At 69.7% G+C, this 16,049-nt stretch carries 18 protein-coding genes and 1 riboswitch; of the genes, 13 read left to right on the plus strand and 5 right to left on the minus strand.

The annotated features are described in order from the left end of the window. Positions 1–4: 4 nt before the first annotated feature. The gene (locus EV380_RS15525; RefSeq protein ID WP_130451871.1) at positions 5–454 is read right to left on the minus strand and encodes a LapA family protein; all 450 of its coding nucleotides are present in this window, start codon (positions 452–454) and stop codon (positions 5–7) included. Positions 455–635: 181 nt separating this feature from the next. On the opposite strand from EV380_RS15525, the gene EV380_RS15530 reads away from it, so the two are divergent. From EV380_RS15530 to EV380_RS15550, 5 genes are all read left to right on the plus strand, one after another. Next, positions 636–1,151 carry an RNA polymerase sigma factor gene (locus EV380_RS15530; RefSeq protein ID WP_130451872.1) on the plus strand — a complete coding sequence of 172 codons (516 nt, stop codon included), beginning with the start codon at positions 636–638 and terminating at the stop codon, positions 1,149–1,151. Continuing rightward, positions 1,148–1,750 (plus strand): methylated-DNA--[protein]-cysteine S-methyltransferase, encoded by a 603-nt coding sequence (locus tag EV380_RS15535; RefSeq protein ID WP_130451873.1) that lies wholly within the window; start codon positions 1,148–1,150, stop codon positions 1,748–1,750. The genes EV380_RS15530 and EV380_RS15535 overlap by 4 nt, the downstream gene beginning before the upstream one ends. Further along, positions 1,743–2,438: an alpha-ketoglutarate-dependent dioxygenase AlkB family protein gene (locus EV380_RS15540; RefSeq protein WP_102159288.1), complete on the plus strand. Its 696-nt coding sequence runs from the start codon at positions 1,743–1,745 to the stop codon at positions 2,436–2,438. Before EV380_RS15535 ends, EV380_RS15540 begins: the two co-directional genes overlap by 8 nt. 103 nt (positions 2,439–2,541) lie before the next feature. Continuing rightward, positions 2,542–2,904 carry a hypothetical protein gene (locus EV380_RS15545; RefSeq protein WP_130451874.1) on the plus strand — a complete coding sequence of 121 codons (363 nt, stop codon included), beginning with the start codon at positions 2,542–2,544 and terminating at the stop codon, positions 2,902–2,904. A 47-nt stretch (positions 2,905–2,951) separates the two neighbouring features. Next, positions 2,952–3,344 (plus strand): hypothetical protein, encoded by a 393-nt coding sequence (locus tag EV380_RS15550; protein ID WP_130451875.1) that lies wholly within the window; start codon positions 2,952–2,954, stop codon positions 3,342–3,344. A 12-nt stretch (positions 3,345–3,356) separates the two neighbouring features. On the opposite strand, the gene EV380_RS15555 is transcribed toward EV380_RS15550, so the two are convergent. Together EV380_RS15555 and EV380_RS15560 are read right to left on the minus strand one after the other, a co-directional pair. Next, complete coding sequence (locus EV380_RS15555; protein WP_242607654.1) at positions 3,357–4,658, minus strand: M23 family metallopeptidase; 1,302 nt, start codon at positions 4,656–4,658, stop codon at positions 3,357–3,359. A 287-nt stretch (positions 4,659–4,945) separates the two neighbouring features. Then, on the minus strand, positions 4,946–5,935 hold the full coding sequence (locus EV380_RS15560) for an ArsR/SmtB family transcription factor (RefSeq protein WP_130451877.1): 990 nt from the start codon (positions 5,933–5,935) through the stop codon (positions 4,946–4,948). A 92-nt stretch (positions 5,936–6,027) separates the two neighbouring features. Here EV380_RS15560 and EV380_RS15565 point away from each other — a divergent pair, with 92 nt between their 5' ends. Continuing rightward, positions 6,028–6,273 carry a hypothetical protein gene (locus EV380_RS15565; RefSeq protein ID WP_130451878.1) on the plus strand — a complete coding sequence of 82 codons (246 nt, stop codon included), beginning with the start codon at positions 6,028–6,030 and terminating at the stop codon, positions 6,271–6,273. A gap of 26 nt (positions 6,274–6,299) precedes the next feature. Here EV380_RS15565 and EV380_RS15570 read toward each other — a convergent pair whose 3' ends face one another. Beyond that, on the minus strand, positions 6,300–7,595 hold the full coding sequence (locus EV380_RS15570) for a cation:proton antiporter (protein ID WP_130451879.1): 1,296 nt from the start codon (positions 7,593–7,595) through the stop codon (positions 6,300–6,302). Positions 7,596–7,716: 121 nt separating this feature from the next. Here EV380_RS15570 and EV380_RS15575 point away from each other — a divergent pair, with 121 nt between their 5' ends. The 7 genes from EV380_RS15575 to EV380_RS15605 all read left to right on the plus strand — a co-directional run bounded on the left by EV380_RS15575 (position 7,717) and on the right by EV380_RS15605 (position 13,806). Next, on the plus strand, positions 7,717–8,220 hold the full coding sequence (locus tag EV380_RS15575) for a toxin-antitoxin system HicB family antitoxin (protein WP_102159294.1): 504 nt from the start codon (positions 7,717–7,719) through the stop codon (positions 8,218–8,220). 9 nt (positions 8,221–8,229) lie between these two features. Next, complete coding sequence (locus EV380_RS15580; protein ID WP_102159295.1) at positions 8,230–9,090, plus strand: DUF4097 family beta strand repeat-containing protein; 861 nt, start codon at positions 8,230–8,232, stop codon at positions 9,088–9,090. A gap of 10 nt (positions 9,091–9,100) precedes the next feature. Further along, complete coding sequence (locus EV380_RS15585) at positions 9,101–10,084, plus strand: ATP-binding cassette domain-containing protein (RefSeq protein WP_130451880.1); 984 nt, start codon at positions 9,101–9,103, stop codon at positions 10,082–10,084. After that, positions 10,081–10,908 carry an ABC transporter permease gene (locus tag EV380_RS15590; protein ID WP_130451881.1) on the plus strand — a complete coding sequence of 276 codons (828 nt, stop codon included), beginning with the start codon at positions 10,081–10,083 and terminating at the stop codon, positions 10,906–10,908. Before EV380_RS15585 ends, EV380_RS15590 begins: the two co-directional genes overlap by 4 nt. 63 nt (positions 10,909–10,971) lie before the next feature. Further along, the gene (locus tag EV380_RS15595) at positions 10,972–11,601 is read left to right on the plus strand and encodes a hypothetical protein (protein WP_130451882.1); all 630 of its coding nucleotides are present in this window, start codon (positions 10,972–10,974) and stop codon (positions 11,599–11,601) included. 58 nt (positions 11,602–11,659) lie between these two features. Next, entirely contained in the window at positions 11,660–12,277 is a 618-nt protein-coding gene (locus EV380_RS15600) for a hypothetical protein (protein WP_130451883.1), read from the plus strand. Positions 12,278–12,378: 101 nt separating this feature from the next. After that, positions 12,379–12,478, plus strand: a riboswitch (SAM riboswitch). Positions 12,479–12,483: 5 nt separating this feature from the next. Then, positions 12,484–13,806 carry an acyl-CoA dehydrogenase family protein gene (locus EV380_RS15605; protein WP_242607655.1) on the plus strand — a complete coding sequence of 441 codons (1,323 nt, stop codon included), beginning with the start codon at positions 12,484–12,486 and terminating at the stop codon, positions 13,804–13,806. A gap of 33 nt (positions 13,807–13,839) precedes the next feature. Here EV380_RS15605 and EV380_RS15610 read toward each other — a convergent pair whose 3' ends face one another. Next, positions 13,840–16,005 carry an alpha-galactosidase gene (locus EV380_RS15610; protein ID WP_130451885.1) on the minus strand — a complete coding sequence of 722 codons (2,166 nt, stop codon included), beginning with the start codon at positions 16,003–16,005 and terminating at the stop codon, positions 13,840–13,842. Between the last annotated feature and the right edge of the window lie 44 nt (positions 16,006–16,049).

The following is a 16,049-nucleotide window of genomic DNA, read 5'->3' on the forward strand; positions in this document are numbered from 1 at the left end:
GCGATCAGGAGCCGTTCTGGCGCGAGGCCTTGCGCTGGTGACGCTTCTGCGCCTTGAGGGCGATGATGCGGCCGGCACCGGCCAGGGCCACGATGACGCCACCGGCGACGGCTGCTGCGAGCACTGTCAGGCCCACGTTCACAGTGCCCTCCCACGCGAAGTAGCGCAGCGTGGTGGTCTCCTGGTTCTGCGCGATGAAGATGATCAGCAGGATCAGGACGATCAGGGAAAAGATCGTCGTCGTCCAGATGGCGCCCGAGCGCGTGGTCGTCATTTTGTCCTGATACGCGTCCGCTGCGGGTTTCTCCCGCTTCGTCGGCGCGAGCTCGACGTCCGGGGTCACCGGGCCCGGGGTCGTGTTGTCCGCGGGCACCATGTCAGGCGTCGTTTCCAGCGGCGCGTCGACGCCTTCGGCGGCCTGCTGTCGATCGGGCTTGGAATCCTTCGTGGCCATCGTTTCCTCCCTTGACGTCTTCGCGTATCCGGGTCCACCGGGGAGCCGTTAATACATGAAACTACACGTCAACTTGCCTTAGGGCTATGCGCGGCACAGTCTGTCACCCTAGTGTTGTGAAAAAGTTCTCCGTCGGACCTCACGCCGGGGCCCCGGTGGTCGTCTACAAGGTGTGAGGAACGTGAAACGGACACCCCCGCGCGAGCCGCTGCCGCCCTTCGAGCACGTCGTCGAGCAGCACGGCGTCGCGGTGCTGCGGCTGTGTCGGGCGCTGGTCGGCAGCCACGATGCGGACGACGTCTGGCAGGAGACCTTCCTCGCCGCACTGCGCGCCTACGCCGTGATGGAGCCACCCGCGAACTTCGAAGCCTGGCTCGTGCGCATCGCCCGGAACAAGGCGGTCGACCATCTGCGCGCCGCTGGCCGCCGCCCGGTCCCCGTGGCAATCCTCGAGTACGACGACGGTGAGTTGCCTGGCGCGCAAGGCAGCGGCGCGGAGGAGGACGTCTGGGATGAAGTGGCCCGCCTGCCGGAGAAACAGCGCAAGGTCATCGCCTACCGCTACCTCGGCGGGCTGTCCTACGCCCAGATCGCGGAGGTCCTCGGCGGGAGCGCCGCCGCGGCCCGGCGCGCCTCCGCTGACGGCATGGCGAACCTCAGGAAGTCCGAACTGACCGCCGGAAGGACCACGGCATGACATCCATCGTCGAAGACGCCCTGCGCGTCACCATGTTGAAGGCGCGGCTGGCCATGACCGCCGCGGACAGCGGCGACCTCGACATCGCGTACCGCGTGATCGACTCACCTGTCGGTCCGCTCCTGCTCGCGGCCACCGAGTCCGGCCTCGTCCGCATCGCGTTCGCCTGCGAGGGCCACGACGCCGTGCTCGAAGCCCTCGGGCGACGGATCAGCCCCCGCATCCTGAACGCCCCGGAGCGGCTGGATCCGGCCGCCGAGCAACTCGATGCCTACTTCGCCGGCCGCCGCCGCTCCTTCGACCTGCCAGTGGATTTCTCGCTCTCCACCGAGTTCCGACGTCGAGTCCAGGAGCAACTGCCCCATATCGCCTACGGGCGCACCGCGACCTACAAGGAACTCGCCGGCCTTGTGGGCAACCCGGCGGCGGTGCGCGCGGTCGGGACGGCATGCGCCACCAACCCCCTGCCCGTCGTCGTCCCGTGCCACCGCGTGCTGCGCACGGACGGGGGGCTCGGCGGCTACCTCGGCGGGCTCGAGGCCAAGACGGCATTGCTCACGCTCGAGGGCGCCCTCGACGAGGAGGGCCGCCGTGCCTGAGACGCCTGCGCTCTTCGACGCGGACTTCGGCGGCGACGGACCGCGGGAGATCGTGCCCGGCGCCGTGCACGTGCCCGGCTGGCTCGACCTCCCTGCCCAGCGTTGGGTCGCCGAGCAGTTCCGCAGTTGGTCCGCGGGCCCCGTTCCGCCGCGCGGAGCGATGGTTCGCGGGCACGAGATGTCCGTCAGGACGGTGTGCCTCGGTTGGCACTGGCAGCCGTACCGCTACACGCGCGAGGCCACCGACGTGAACGGCCACCGCGTGCTCGACATGCCGGACTGGATGGTGCGCATGGGCCGGCGGGCGCTCGCCGACGTCGCTTGGTCGACCCCGTGGGAGGCGGGCCGGGACGTCGCCGACTACACGCCCGACACAGCACTCGCGAACTTCTACGACGAGAACGCACGGATGGGTATGCACCAGGACAAAGACGAGAAGTCTCTCGCGCCCGTCGTCTCGGTCTCCGTCGGCGAGGCCTGCACGTTCCGCTTCGGCAATACCGGGAACCGGAACCGGCCCTATCAGGACCTGACGCTCGCCTCCGGCGACCTGTTTGTCTTCGGAGGGCCGGCGCGCCTGGCCTACCACGGGGTGACACGGATCCTCCCCGATACCGCCCCCGCCGGCTGCGGCGTGGCTGACGGGCGCATCAACATCACCCTGCGGGAAACGGGGCTGGACGGCTGAGTCGACCGTGTGCGGCGGCGATGGACAGGGGCAATGTCCCGTGGAAGTCTGGTTGAGAGACCGTGCGGGCGAACGGGCCGGCGGAGGAGGCGAGGGGGAGCGCATGTCGGAGCAGGGCTACCGGACCTTGTCCGCCATCTGCCTCGCCGCGGTCATGGCCAGCATCGCGATGCGCCCCAGCATCGGGTGGGGTGGAATGCTCGTCGGCGTCGGCGTGGGAATTGGTGTGGGACTCGCGGTGAGGCCGCGGGATATGCGGCAACGCAGGGCGTACCTCCGCCCGGGCGGGGGTATCGGACGGTGGGGGTTGTTCCTGCCCGCCTGCGGCAGTCTCGGCACGCTCGTCGGCGAATTCACGGAGGCAAACACCAACTTCGCCGTCTCGATCCTCCTGTTCGTCGGGATCATGCTTGCGGCCGAGCGCTATTTCATGGCCATCGACGAATCGGTGCGGCGGGCCGAGTGAGGCGCGCCGTGCGGTAGCGTTGACCCGTTCTCTTTCGAAGGGTAGTAATGACTCCGGGCGCCTATCGATATGTCTCCAGCGCCGCCTACGCGGTGGCGATGGCGAGCATCGCACTGACCCCTTCCGTGGGTGTTGTCGTCACGGGCTTCGTCGCGGGGTTGGCCCTTGTGGTGGTCGTCGCGATCCCGCTGGCGAGCCGGGAAATCCGCGATGGCTATGCCAGCCCCGCACTCCACGCGGGCGACGGGCTCCTGCTGCCGTTCGCCGTGGCCATCGCCGCCGCTTTCATCGCCCGCAGCGATCCAGGGATCTGGAACCTCGGGCTCGGGGCGTTGACGCTCGTCGTCTCCTGGTTCATGGGGTTGAGCTTCTGGCGTCAGGCGCTCGAACGCGCCGACAAGGCGCGCCGAGGCGAAACCGAGGCTGACGGCGACGCGTAGTCGCCCCTCGAGTTAAAGGTCTAGGAGGTCTTCGATCGGCTCCAGCAACGAGCCGGACGGATCCGGGCTGGGGCTGACCGAGGACTCGACGACCGGGACGTCCGCGGCAGATTCCTCGGATTCGACCGGGGGAGCCGTCGTCTCACTTGCCGGCGAGGGGGACGGTTTGCTGGTCGGTGCGGGTGCGGATGCGGTGGAAGACGACGCCGCGGGTTTCGGGCTCGGGGACGGAGAGGTGGACGCCGCCGGCTTCGCGGCCTCCACTTTCTCGGTGGGCGTCGGCTCCGGAGCCGGCTTGGTCGGCGTCGGCGATTCCGAGGCCGCTGGCGACTCCGACTCGGCCGGAGGCGCGGATGGCTTCGGGGTGGGCGACCCGGACGGCTTGGGTTTCGGCGACGAGGACTCCGGAGGCGTCGGGGAAGGCGACTCGGACGGTTTCGGTTTTGGTTTCGGCTTGGGCGCCGGGCTCTCGGAGGGCGTCGGGGAAGCGCTGGGCGACGGCGTCGCGCTCGGCTTCTTGCTCGGTGACGGCGAGGTCGCGGGCTTCGGGGTCGTGGAACCGGCGGGGAGCAGCGGCTCGTGGCTGGCGGAATCGCGCGGTGGATTGATGGAATTGCGTAGCCGCTCGCGCTCCTCCGGGGACAACGGGATCGGCTGCCCGGGGACACGCGGTACGTAGTACGCGGGGTCGGTCCACTTGCCGTTCCGGTACACCTCGAAGTGAACGTGGCAGCCCGTCGAGTTGCCCGTGGTGCCGGCCAGCGCAATGAGGTCGCCCTGTCTTACTTTGTCGCCGACCTTTGCGACGAGTCGGGAGTTGTGACTGTAGGCCGTCTCGGTGCCGCTGCCGTGATCGATGCGCACGCGATATCCGGAGTGGCCTGCCCACGCCGACTGGGTGACCGTTCCGGCTTCCGACGCTCGGACGGGGGTGCCGCACGGGACCGCGTAGTCCTGTCCGATGTGGATATGCGACCCGGGACCGGTGGGATTCTGCCGCCATCCGAAGCGGCTCGTCAGCCGGAAATTCGCCACCGGGTGTGCCAGTTTGAGCTCGCCGGGCAGGCCGGCCTCGGCACCTTCCCACTCGACGGCCGAGACGGTTGTCTTAATCGACTCGCCGTCGGCCGCGCTGCCGTCGGCCAGGATCTCCGGGCGTTCGACCACGATCTTTCCGTCGGAGCCGACCACCACCGGTGAAACAGTGAAAGGTTCGGGGTTGCGCGGGACGTCCACGGCGGCTATGCCGGCTTCGCGCGCGGGTTCAAAGGAGAGGCCGATGGCTGATGGACCGGAGAGTACCGCCAGCGACATGCCGAGGACCGCGATGGTGGAAACACTTCGTGCGGTGACGGCGGGAGGGAGAACATGTTTCGGCACATCTCTGAGTCGTCTGTGATCCGACTGCGACGAGTCCGTCATTGTTATCCCTGCCCAACGCTGGTGCCTGAAAATAACGATCCGCGGCCAACGCTAGTCACGTTTCGGACACATAGCCATAGTTTCTCAGAAAACTCTGAGCAAAAGACGCGGATGTGTCACAGTGGCGGTTCGACGGTGCGTCGAAACCGGGCCGGCCGGAACAAGCGGGCCCGCTGGGATCAGGCGCCGATGAGCAGGGATTCGCCGACGTCGGCCCGCCGGTAGAAGACCTCCCGACCAGTGCGCAGCGACGCCGTCAGACCTCCTGCGGACATGACTTTCAGGTGGGTGTTGACGGTCGCGGGGGCGAGGTCGAGCGCGCAGGCGAGCTGCGTCGTCGTCATCGGCACGTCCAGCTGCGCGAGGATCTGCGCGCGAGTGCGGCCGAGCAGCTTGGCCAGCGGGGCGGTCGGCGTCGGCGAAGCCGTCTCCCACAGCCGCCCCACGCCGCGGGGCGCGTAGGTCAGCGTCGGGACGAACGGGGCGACGTTCAGGACCAGCGTCTCCGGCCAGATGAAGGCGTTGGGGACGAGGATCAGCCCGCTGCCCGGCGCAGGGTGGCCGGTGGCGTCGCAGTCGCGCATGATCTCCAGGCCGTCGGTGGTGGGGACCACACTGGGGTGCAGCGATTTGAAGACCTCGTGAATGCCGTGGCGGGAAAGCTGTGAGAGGCGCCAGTCGATGTCGGCCAGCTGCAGCGAGCGCAGGCGCGGCCACCAGGGCTCGATCGCCAGCTCCCAGTACCAGTCGAGCGCCGCGACGATGTTCGCGATGCCGGCGGGTAGGTCCCGGAGCAGCAGGTCCACGGTCTCGACGACGCGCGGCACCGGGTCGAAACGGCGAACGTACTCGAGATTATCCCGCCAGATCTCCGGCTCGACGGCGGCCACATCCGCCAGCGCGTCCGCGAAGGTGCCGTGCCGGACCGGCGTGGGCGTGAGCGCGTCCGCCATGTAGCCGCGGGGGCGGACCACCGTGCTGAGGATGTCCAGGTAGCTCGCCTTGTCCGGTTCCGGGGAGCCTGCCAGCGCCGTGCGCGTCGCGTCGACCCAAGGCCGGTGGATTGTCGGCTGGCGATGCAGGGCGCGGATGCTCGCGGCGGTCTCCCAGAGGGGAGAGGACTCGAAGCGGACACGCGTCAGGTCCTCGGTCGTCAGTCGGATGTGCATGGGATCAGCGTAGGCTGCGGCCCGCGGAGAGGCGAGGATTCGGGCTGGGCCGAATCGTGGCAGTCCTGCGCTGGGGCGCGGACGCTGGGTGCATGACAACGGACAATGCCTTCACCCCTACATCCACCCCATCCGCACCCGTGCACTCGGCCCGAGTGCCGCGACCGGTGAGCCCGACCCGGCAGCGCCGCGAATCCAAGATGCTGAACGTGCTGCGCGCCGTCGGGCGATACCTCCGAGTGAACTGGATCCGAGCCGCCGCGCAGGAATCCGAGTATTTGCGGCTGCGCGAAGAGAATCTGCGCAAGTACTGGGAAGCCTCGGGCGGGCGGATGTGAAGGGGGTGCCTTCAGGGCGAGGGCGATCACGCCGGGGTGTCGGCGTCGCTACCCTCGTCGCCCCGACGGGCCGCGCGGCGGCGGCGCACCCGGTCGAGTGCGGCCATTGTCGGTGTGGCTGTCACCCCGTGGAGCAGGACCGAGCCGAGGACGACGAGCGAGACGATCGCCCACAGGTGGTCCGCGCCCGCGAACTCGCCGTTCTCCAGGGCATAGGCCACATAGAACAGGGATCCGACGCCGCGCACGCCGAAGAACGAGATGACGGCGCGCTCGCGGGCACCGGTCTTGCCGGGTGTGAGGCCGATCCATCCGGCCAGCGGCCGGACCACCAGGAGCACCACGGCGGCGAACACGTAGTCGGCTAGCGTGAGCGTCTCGAGGATCCCGCGGGCCACCGCGCCGCCGAGGAGTACCAGGACGACGACGGTCAGCAGTCGCTCGATCTGCTCGACGAAGGTGTGGAGGATGGAGTGGGCACCGTGGGACTGCTCGCCGGCACGGATCGTGCACGCGCACACGAAGACGGCGATGAAGCCATACCCCTCGGCGACCTCGGCGGCCCCGTAGGCGAGAAAGGTGGCGCCCAAAGCGATGAAGCCGTCGGCGCGATCGGTCAGGCCGATCCGCTGCGACGCGGCCGAGAAGAACAGGCGACGCAGCAGCCAGCCCGCGCCGAGACCGACGATCACGCCGACGGAGAGACGCCACAGCACGTCGACCAGCAGCCACTCGCCGAGCCATCCGCCCGGCGCGAGTCCAACCAGGCTGATGGCGATCGCAGCGTAAGTGAACGGGAAGGCGAGTCCGTCGTTGAGCCCCGCCTCCGACGTCACGGCGAAGCGGGCCTCGTCGTCGCCGTGCTCGTCCTTCGCGAGTGGTTCGCTCACCTGCACCTCGCCGGCGAGGACTGGGTCGGTAGGGGCGAGCGCCGCCGCCAGCAGCGCCGCCCCGGCGGCGCCGACTCCGAGTCCCCACCATCCGAGGAACGCCACGGCGACGATGGAGAGCGGCATCGTGATGGACAGCAGGCGCCACGTCGTCGCCCACGTGCGCCACCGGAACCGACGATTGATCGCGAGTCCCGCGCCCATCAGCGACACGATGACGCACAGCTCGGTGAGGTGGACGGTCAACTCTGGATGTTGGAGTGGATCAGGGTCCGGCAGATCGCGGAAAAGCGCGAACGCGCCGACGCCGGCTGCGACGAAGACGATCGGCATCGAGACCGGGGCCTTCCGGAGCAGGCTCGGCAGGAGTGCGGCGACGAGGGTCGCGACACTGGCTGCGAGGTACAGCAGCCCGACGGGGTCGAGTGACATCGTGATCCTTCCGGGAGCGGCAGTTCTCCTCCGAAGATACCGGGCGGGCGGATGTGCAGGGCAGGGCGGAACCCGGGGGTGGGGTGTTGACGTGACACCACCGTGGTGTCATCATGGTGCTGTGGATATTTCAAGACATGTAGAAGAACTTCAGGATCAGCTGGTCGAGAGCACCGGGCTGGCCGGCGGGCAGGCGGCGGAGATCGCCCGTCAGCTGAGCCGTTCACTCGATGCCTCACTGCGGATGGTCATGCTGGAGGTGCTCTCCGAGGCCGCCGGCGAGATCACCGCCGAACTCGCTCCGGGCTCCGTTGATGTCCGCCTGCGCGGCCGGGAGCCGGAGTTCATTGTGACACCACCGACACCACTCGAGGCGGAAGCGCGAGTCACGGGGGCCGCACCGGCTTCCCCGGCGGACTACGCGGTGGACGGCCGTGCAACGCGCACGACCCTCCGACTGCCCGAGAACCTCAAAACGAAAGCGGAGGCGGCTGCCGCCCGCGAAGGAATGTCCGTCAACACGTGGCTCGTCCGCGCGGTAGCGACCGCGCTCGCCGAACAGGCGACCCCCACCCCGATGCCGCCCGAAAACAGCGGCACGCGATTCACCGGCTGGGTCCGGTAAGGAGATCTCATGCACTACACCTACGAGGCCCCCGGGGCCGTCGACGCCGTTGTCAATCTCGCGATGGGGGAGCTGGTCGTCACTGCGGACGACGTCGAAACCATCACCGTGGACGTCACGCCGACCAAGGCGGACCGCCCGGCCGACGTCCGGGCCGCCGAGAACACGGAGGTCGACTTCGCCGCCGGGCGCCTGACGGTCACCCAGAAGCGCGAGAGCCTCATCAGCACCTGGGTCAACAAGGGCTGGTCGATCGACGTGCACGTGCGGGTGCCGAAGCGGTCGCGGATCCAGGCCAAGTCCGCCTACGGGAACATCCGCGTCGTCGGGATGATCGGGCCCTCCTCGCTGACCGCCTCCTATGGGGACATCACGGCCGGCGACGTCGCCGAGCTGAGCGCGAAGACCGCCTACGGCGACGTGGTCGTCGATCGAGTCAGCGGTACCACCCGCTTGACGGGCACCACCGTCCGCGTCGGCGAGGTGTACGGGGAGGCGACAGTCAAGTCCACGCAGGGCGACCTCTCGACGGGCCTCGTCATGGGCCGGCTCGAGGCGATCAGCGCGCAGGGCCGGATCGACGTCCGCACCCTCATGGGCGAACTCGATGCCCGTTCCGCGCACGGCAAGATCCGTGTCGATGAGGCCGTGAGCGGGACCGCGACGTTGAACGTCAACTACGGCGACATCCAGATCGGCATCCGCGAAGGAAGCCTGACATGGCTAGACCTCGACTCCAAGCAGGGGGCCGTCCGCAACGAACTCGACGCCTTGCCCGACGCGCCGGCCGACGACGACGGCGACCGGCTCAAGATCACCGCGCGTGCCGGATACGGAAGCGTCCGCGTTTTCCGCGCGGCCGCCGCCTAGAGGAGGGGCCATGGCCACCACCACCGCCGTCGCCGCCGATCTCGCTTTCGAGGTCCGCGGATTGCGCAAGAGCTACGGGAAGACCGCGGTTCTCGAGGGTGTGGACCTGCGCATTCCCCGCGGATCCGTCTTCGCTCTGCTCGGCCCCAACGGGGCGGGCAAAACCACCACCGTTCAGATCCTCTCGACGCTCATCTCCGCCGACGGCGGCAGCGCCAGAGTGGGCGGCTTCTCGGTCGCCGACGAACCGGAACGGGTCCGCGGTGTCATCGGTGTCACGGGCCAGTTCTCGGCCGTCGACGACCTGCTCAGCGGCGCCGAGAACCTCCGGCTCATGGCCCGCCTCCGGCACATCCCGCGGGGCGACGAAGCGGCCCTGATCGCCGATCTCCTGCGCGAGTTCGACCTGGCAGAAGCAGCCGACCGGCCGGCGTCCACCTACTCGGGCGGCATGCGCCGGCGGCTCGACCTCGCGATGACGCTCGTCGGGGATCCGCAGATCATCTTTCTGGACGAGCCGACCACGGGCCTGGACCCGCGCAGCCGTAACAGGATGTGGGATGTGGTGCGCGAGCTCGTGGCGCGCGGGGTCACTATCCTGCTCACGACCCAGTACTTGGAAGAGGCCGACCAGCTGGCGGATCGGATCGCCGTCCTCGACGGCGGCCGGATCGTCGCGGAGGGAACGCCTTCCGAGCTCAAACGCCGGGTCGGCGACGAACAGCTGCGGCTGCGCTTCGACACCGCGTCCGAGGCGAGCCGCGCGCGCGATGCGCTCGCCGCCGTCGTTCCCGGGAATCTTCCCGCGCCGGACGCCGAACACACACTGCACGTGCCCGTCGCCGCGGGCGCCGGCGCGATCCGCAACGTCCTCAACACGCTGGCCGCAGCCGGCCTCGACCCCGTCGAAGTGTCGACGGCGGCCCCCGACCTCGACGACGTGTTCCTCGCCCTGACGGGCTCGGCCGCCGTCACGACCCAGGAGCAGTCATGATCACGACGACGCCGGCCCGCGCGGCCGCTGCCCGTCACGGCGCCGCGCGCCGGGCGCTTTCTGACACCGGTACCCTGCTGAACCGGGGCTTGAAGCGGCTCGCCCGCTACCCTTCCATGCTGATCATGATGGTCGGACTGCCCGTCCTCTTCCTGCTCATGTTCGTCTACGTGTTCGGCGGCATGCTCGGCGCGCAGCTGGGTGGTACGGGCGGGACCGCCGCCTATCTCCAGTACGTGGTGCCGGGGATCGTGCTCATGGCCGTCGGTTCGGGCGGAGCCGGCACGGCGATCTACATCGCGATGGACATGCGGCAGGGCATCGCCGCCCGGCTGGCCACGATGGACGTCTCCCGCGCGGCGATCCTCACCGCGCACGCGCTCGTCAGTGTGGTGCAGGCGCTCCTGGCCACCATCGCAGTCGGCGTGGTGGCGGTGCTCCTCGGGTTCCGGCCGACCGGCGGGGTGACCGGGGTGCTGGGCGCGCTCGCCGTCGTCGCGGGTATCGCGTTCGCCATCACGTGGCTGTGCCTGGCCCTCGGAATCATCTCCGACACCGTCGAGACCGCGAGCAACCTGCCCATGCCGCTGTCCTTCCTGCCGTTCCTCAGCAGCGGGTTCGTTCCGACGGACACCATGCCCGGATGGTTGCGCGTGGTGGCCGAGTACCAGCCGTTCACCCCCTTCATCGAGACCGTGCGCGGGCTGCTCATGGGCACGGGGACCGGCGACTACGGTCTCCAGAGCCTGATCTGGGTGCTGGTCGTGACGGGCATCGGCATGGTGTGGTCGCTTTCGAAGTACTCGGCGAGCCAGAGCCGGTAGCTGGCACGGCTCGACAACAGCGGGGCGTTGGCCATCCCGGAGCGCGGGAGGCAGAATCGACCCATGGGAGCAGAACACGTGGTGAATCGCAGGGTGCAGGCTGAAGCGGGTGCCGCGGCACCGCCGTCGTACCCGGAACCGGAACCCGCACCGGACGCCGGCCGATTCGCCGCGAGGTTGCTGTGGATCTTCGCCGCAGGTTCCGCCGCTGGCGTCGTACTCAACTGGGCAGCGCTCGGCCCCGGGCTGGACCTGTCGATGGCGGCTTCCCTCGGGAGTTTCGTCCTGCCACTCGTGCTCGCCGAAGCCGTCTTCCTCTGCGCGCGGCGGGTGCCCGCGTACCGAGGCGTCGCCCTCATCGGGTTCCTCCTCGCGGGTGCCTGCATGCTCCTGGCCGGGTGGTCGGTCTCGCCGGTGGCTTTCTACATCGCGGCCGCCCTGGTGCTGTGGGGAGTGAAGCTCAAGCGCACGCTCGTCGTGACCGGCGGCATGGTGGCGCTGGCCGCGTGGTCGACGCCGTGGCTGCTCTCCGGATGGATCCGCTGGCCTCGCTACGCGGACTACGTGGACAGCGGGTTCGAGGCCGGCATCGGCTACATCCAGCTGTTGCTGGGCGCCGGCGTCGCGGCCGCACTCGTGCTCGCGGTGCTCGCCGCGCTCCAGCGGCGCGCGGGCGAGCGCACGCAGGACTGACCGGATCGTTACGCGCGGGACGCTGGTCATCCAGGACCGCGGGAGGCAGAATCGGCCCATGGGAGCCGAACACATAGTGAATCGCAGGGCGCAGGCTGAAGCGGGTGCCGCGGCACCGCCGTCGTACCCGGCCCCGGAACCCTCGCAGGAGGCGGGCCGGTTCGCCGCGAGGTTGCTGTGGATCTTCGCCCTCGCTTACCTGCCCAATCTCTTCTGGCACGTGGCGGTGATGGCGATTCCGCCGTCGGAGCCGTTCGAGCCTTGGCCGCGCTGGCCGTCCTATGTCACGGTTGCGGCTCCGTTGGCAGCGGCCGTGGCCGCCTTGGTGCTTACTCGGTGGAGCCCTCGATCGCGCAGGACCGCGATCGCGCTCGTCGCCGTCGCCTTGGCCGGGGCCGGACTCTCGGTTCTGACGGGCCAGATCTCTCTGGTCCTCGTCGTCCAGCTCGTGGTCTGGGCGGTCGTGCTGCGGGAGCGGTCCGTCGTGCTGGGGGCGGGAATCGCGTTCGCCGCCCTGGCAATCCCGGCGATCGTGTTCGAGGCGTTCATGATGCTCGGCGGGGTTGCGTTCGGGCTCGGGACGCTGTCCTGGGTGTCCGCAGTGGCGCCACCGGTCGCGCTCGCGGTGCTCGCCGTGCTCCAGCGGCGCGTGAATCGAGAGCACGCTCGCGCGTAGCCCCGGCGAGGCGGCCATGTCTCCTCGTATGACGTCATCCGGCGTGGTTCTTCGTCTCGGCTTGTCATATGACGTCGTTCTATGGCCCAATAGTTTGGAACAAACCATCCAGAGCGGCCGAGAGATCTGGCTCGAAGACGCCGCAGCAACCCCCAACCGGTTTCCGGGGCGGGAAGGTGCTCACGCCAGAACCGATGGAGGCTTTAATGGGCGTTCCCGCCGATCCGAATCGTCATGCGTCGCAGCCGTCTGCCGGCCCGCCCGCGAACGACGATGAGCCGCGCCTGCTGCTCAAGCTCACGCCCGGCACGCCCCTCGGGGACCACTACGACACCCTCGCCGACCGTTTCCGCCCCGTCTTCGCGCGCATCGCCGAGGGCGCGGCTGAGCGCGACGCGCTGCGCCGGCTGCCGATCGAACAGGTCGGCTGGCTCAACGCCGAGCGCTTCGGCGCGCTGCGCCTGCCCGTCGAGGACGGCGGCTACGGCGCGTCCCTCATCGACTCGTTCCGGCTGCTCATCGAACTCGCCGAGGCCGACTCCCAGGTCGCCCATCTACTGCGCGCGCACATCGCGTTCGTGGAGCAGATCCTCGTGCACCCGGACGACGCCGTGCGCACCAAGTGGATCGAGCGGATCGCCGCCGGCCAGCTCGTCGGCAACGCCTACGCCGAGCGCGGCGGGAACCGCATGGGCACGTGGAACACCCAGCTGAACGTCACCCCGTACGGCGTGACCGTGACGGGCCAGAAGTACTACTGCACGGGCACGATCTTCGCCGACTGGACGGTGGTCGCGGCCGCGAACCCCTCGGCGCCCGGCCGCCACCTCGCCGTCGTCTCGACGCACCACTCGTCGGTATCGATGTACGACGACTGGGACGGGTTCGGCCAGCAGCTCACCGGCACCGGCTCCACTGTGTTCGACGAGGTCCCGGTGGACACGCTGTTCGGGCCCGCCGAGCAGCCGCACTTCCCGGAATCGTCCGTCTTCCAGCTCGTGCTCCTGTCCGTGCAGGCCGGCATCGCGCGGGCGATCCTCGCCGACGCTCGGGCCGCGGTCCAGGCGCGCACCCGCGCCTTCAACACCGGCACGGGAGTGGCCCTGCGCGACGAGCCGCAGGTGCTCCAGCTCATCGGCGAGATCTCCGCGAGCGCGTTCGCGGCGGAGTCCGTGGTGCTGGCGGCCGTCGGCGAGGTCGAGGGCCTGTTCGGCCAGGACGCGCTCACGCCCGAGGAGACGTACACGGCGTGCGAGCTCGTCGCGAACCGCGCGCAGTCCGCGGTCCAGCCGGTCGTGCTCGCCGCCGCCTCGAAGCTCTTCGACGGGCTCGGCGCTTCCAGCACGTCCACGGCGTCCAACTACGACCGGCACTGGCGCAACGCGCGCACGATCGCCACGCACAACCCGGCGATCTACCGGGCGCGCATCATCGGCGACTACGAGGTCAACGGGACGCCGCCGGCGACTCACGACTCGGCCGGCGAGGCGCCGTCGTCGTACGTGTATCCCGTCAACAACCCGATCTGACGTGCCGGAGAGCACCCCGGCGCGTCGACGTGATCAGAGCGCGACAGCGCGCAGCAGCAGCGCGTGCTCCGGGTTCAGCACCGGCAGCTGAAGGCCCACCTGCTCCAGCCAGGCGCCCGACGCCGTGAAGGCGTCGCCGTCGCGCAGCCACGCCGGCGGCCGGATCTGAGTGAAGGCGTGGGAGTGATCGGCATCCGCCGACGACGGCAGGAGCACCTCGACGCGGTAAGAGGCATCCGGGTCGAGACCCGGCAGTGGCACGGGCCCCGGCATCTCCGCGTACGACGACGCCACGGCCACCGCTGCGAAGAGCGCCTCGCGGCCGTCGCGGGAGACGACACCGTGCAGGCGCAGCGCCTCGTCGGGCAGGTCTGCGTTCACTCGTATCCCTGAGTGCAGCAGCGCGCGGTGCTCCTTGTAGAGCGCGATCGCGCGCGCGAGGGTCTCGCGTTCGGGTGCGCTCGCCTGGCGTACGTCCCACTCCATCCCGAAGTGGCCGAACAGTGCGGTGATCGCCCGGAACGAGATGTCGTGCACCCTGCCCGTGGTGTGCGAGCGGGTGGGGCCCACGTGCGACCCGACGAGTTCGGGCGGCAGGACCGCCTGGGTCCAGCGCTGGATGGTCTGCCGTTCCAGGGCGTCGTTGCAGTCCGATGCCCACACGCGGTCCGTGCGTTCGAGGATGCCGAGGTCCACGCGCGCACCGCCGGAGGAGCACGACTCGATCTCGACGCCCGGGTGCGCGGCCCGCAGCTCGTCGAGGAGCCGGTACGCGGCCAGGGTCTGCTCGTGCACCGACGGAGCCCCGGCGCTGCCGTGCTCACTCAGGTCCCGGTTCTGGTCCCACTTCAGGTAGGCGATGTTGTTCTCCGCCAGCAACGCGTCGAGCTGGTCGAAGACGTGCCTCCAAGCGCCAGGGTTGGTCAGGTCGAGGATGTGCTGGCTTCGCCACTCCAACGGCAGCCGGCCGCCCGTCGTGTGCGCGGCCGGGTCGGGCCCCACGATCCAGTCCGGGTGGTCGCGGGCCACGTCAGAGTCCAGGTTCACCATCTCCGGCTCGACCCATAGCCCGAACTCCATCCCGAGGGCGTTCACCCCTTCGATGAGCGGCGTCAGCCCCTCGGGCCACAGCTGCGAGTCCACGACCCAGTCGCCGAGCCCGGCGGTGTCGTCGCGGCGGCCGGCGAACCAGCCGTCGTCGAGCACGAACCGCTCCGCGCCGAGCTCCGCGCCGGATGCGGCGAGATCCAGCAGCTCGTCGATCCGGTGATCGAAGTACACGGCCTCCCACGTGTTCAGCACGACGGGCCGAACGCGTCCGGCAACTGTGCCCACGTGGTGCTCGCGCGCGCGGAACCACTCGTGGAAGCGGGCGCTCACGCCGTCGAGCCCGCGGTTCGAGTACGCGGCGAAGAACGCCGGCGTCGTGTAGCTTTGTCCGGATTCGAGGACGATCTCGCCCGATCCCAGCAGTTCGGACGCGCCCAGCAGGCGCCGCCCGTCGGGGAGCTGCTCGACGAACTGCTCGTGGTTGCCGCTCCACGCGAAGTGGCTCGCCCAGACCTCACCCGCGCGGTTCGCGAACCCTGGGGTGCCGACGGCCGTCAGCAGCGAGGAGTCGTGCCCCGTGCGCCCGTGCCGACCGGACCGCACCCAGGTGCCCTGGCGCAGCCGCGCCCGCTGCGGGTGGTTCTCGCGGCACCAGCGCCCGGTCAGGTCCAGCACCTCGTCGGCGCGTCGCGGGAGGGGTACGACGACGGCGAGCTCCTCGAGCTGGTACGGGTCGCCCGCGGTGTTGGTCAGGGTGTGGGCGACCTCGAGCAGCCCGCCCGGGTGCACGCGCAGGTGCGAGGAGAGCGTGAGCCCGAGGTCGCCGTCGTGCGCGGTGATGACGACGGCGTCCGCCGCCGCGTCGACGGATTCGACACGCAGTGCGGGGGAGAACCCGCGCCCGGGGCGTCCGCCCGCCAGAAACGAACCGCGCAGCCCCGGCCGGCCCTGCCAGCCCGACGACGCCTGCGGGATGATCCCGACGACGACCGGGACGTCCAGGGCCGAGTTCGGGATCGGGGGTGTCAAGAGGTCGGGGTCTGGTAGATCGGTTCCGAGGTCGGCGCCGAAGTGGGTGATCTCGGTTTCGCCGGCGGGGAAGGTCAGCAGCAGGCTCGTGCCGGCCGCGCGGAGGTGGACGGGGTCCATAGAGCGGTTCCCTTTCGCGGGAGACGGGCGGCGCGCCGGTGGGC

Origin of the sequence: Zhihengliuella halotolerans (genome assembly GCF_004217565.1) — a bacterium.
In the GTDB taxonomy this organism is placed as follows: Bacteria; Actinomycetota; Actinomycetes; order Actinomycetales; family Micrococcaceae; genus Zhihengliuella; species Zhihengliuella halotolerans.

Bases quoted from the DNA above. Each gene is read 5' to 3' on its own strand.
- EV380_RS15525 (WP_130451871.1), bottom strand. From the start codon at position 454: ATGGCCACGAAGGATTCCAAGCCCGATCGACAGCAGGCCGCCGAAGGC.
- EV380_RS15535 (WP_130451873.1), top strand. From the start codon at position 1,148: ATGACATCCATCGTCGAAGACGCCCTGCGCGTCACCATGTTGAAGGCG.
- EV380_RS15545 (WP_130451874.1), top strand. From the start codon at position 2,542: ATGTCGGAGCAGGGCTACCGGACCTTGTCCGCCATCTGCCTCGCCGCG.
- EV380_RS15550 (WP_130451875.1), top strand. From the start codon at position 2,952: ATGACTCCGGGCGCCTATCGATATGTCTCCAGCGCCGCCTACGCGGTG.
- EV380_RS15555 (WP_242607654.1), bottom strand. From the start codon at position 4,658: ATGTCGCTGGCGGTACTCTCCGGTCCATCAGCCATCGGCCTCTCCTTT.
- EV380_RS15560 (WP_130451877.1), bottom strand. From the start codon at position 5,935: ATGCACATCCGACTGACGACCGAGGACCTGACGCGTGTCCGCTTCGAG.
- EV380_RS15565 (WP_130451878.1), top strand. From the start codon at position 6,028: ATGACAACGGACAATGCCTTCACCCCTACATCCACCCCATCCGCACCC.
- EV380_RS15570 (WP_130451879.1), bottom strand. From the start codon at position 7,595: ATGTCACTCGACCCCGTCGGGCTGCTGTACCTCGCAGCCAGTGTCGCG.
- EV380_RS15580 (WP_102159295.1), top strand. From the start codon at position 8,230: ATGCACTACACCTACGAGGCCCCCGGGGCCGTCGACGCCGTTGTCAAT.
- EV380_RS15585 (WP_130451880.1), top strand. From the start codon at position 9,101: ATGGCCACCACCACCGCCGTCGCCGCCGATCTCGCTTTCGAGGTCCGC.
- EV380_RS15590 (WP_130451881.1), top strand. From the start codon at position 10,081: ATGATCACGACGACGCCGGCCCGCGCGGCCGCTGCCCGTCACGGCGCC.
- EV380_RS15595 (WP_130451882.1), top strand. From the start codon at position 10,972: ATGGGAGCAGAACACGTGGTGAATCGCAGGGTGCAGGCTGAAGCGGGT.
- EV380_RS15600 (WP_130451883.1), top strand. From the start codon at position 11,660: ATGGGAGCCGAACACATAGTGAATCGCAGGGCGCAGGCTGAAGCGGGT.
- EV380_RS15605 (WP_242607655.1), top strand. From the start codon at position 12,484: ATGGGCGTTCCCGCCGATCCGAATCGTCATGCGTCGCAGCCGTCTGCC.
- EV380_RS15610 (WP_130451885.1), bottom strand. From the start codon at position 16,005: ATGGACCCCGTCCACCTCCGCGCGGCCGGCACGAGCCTGCTGCTGACC.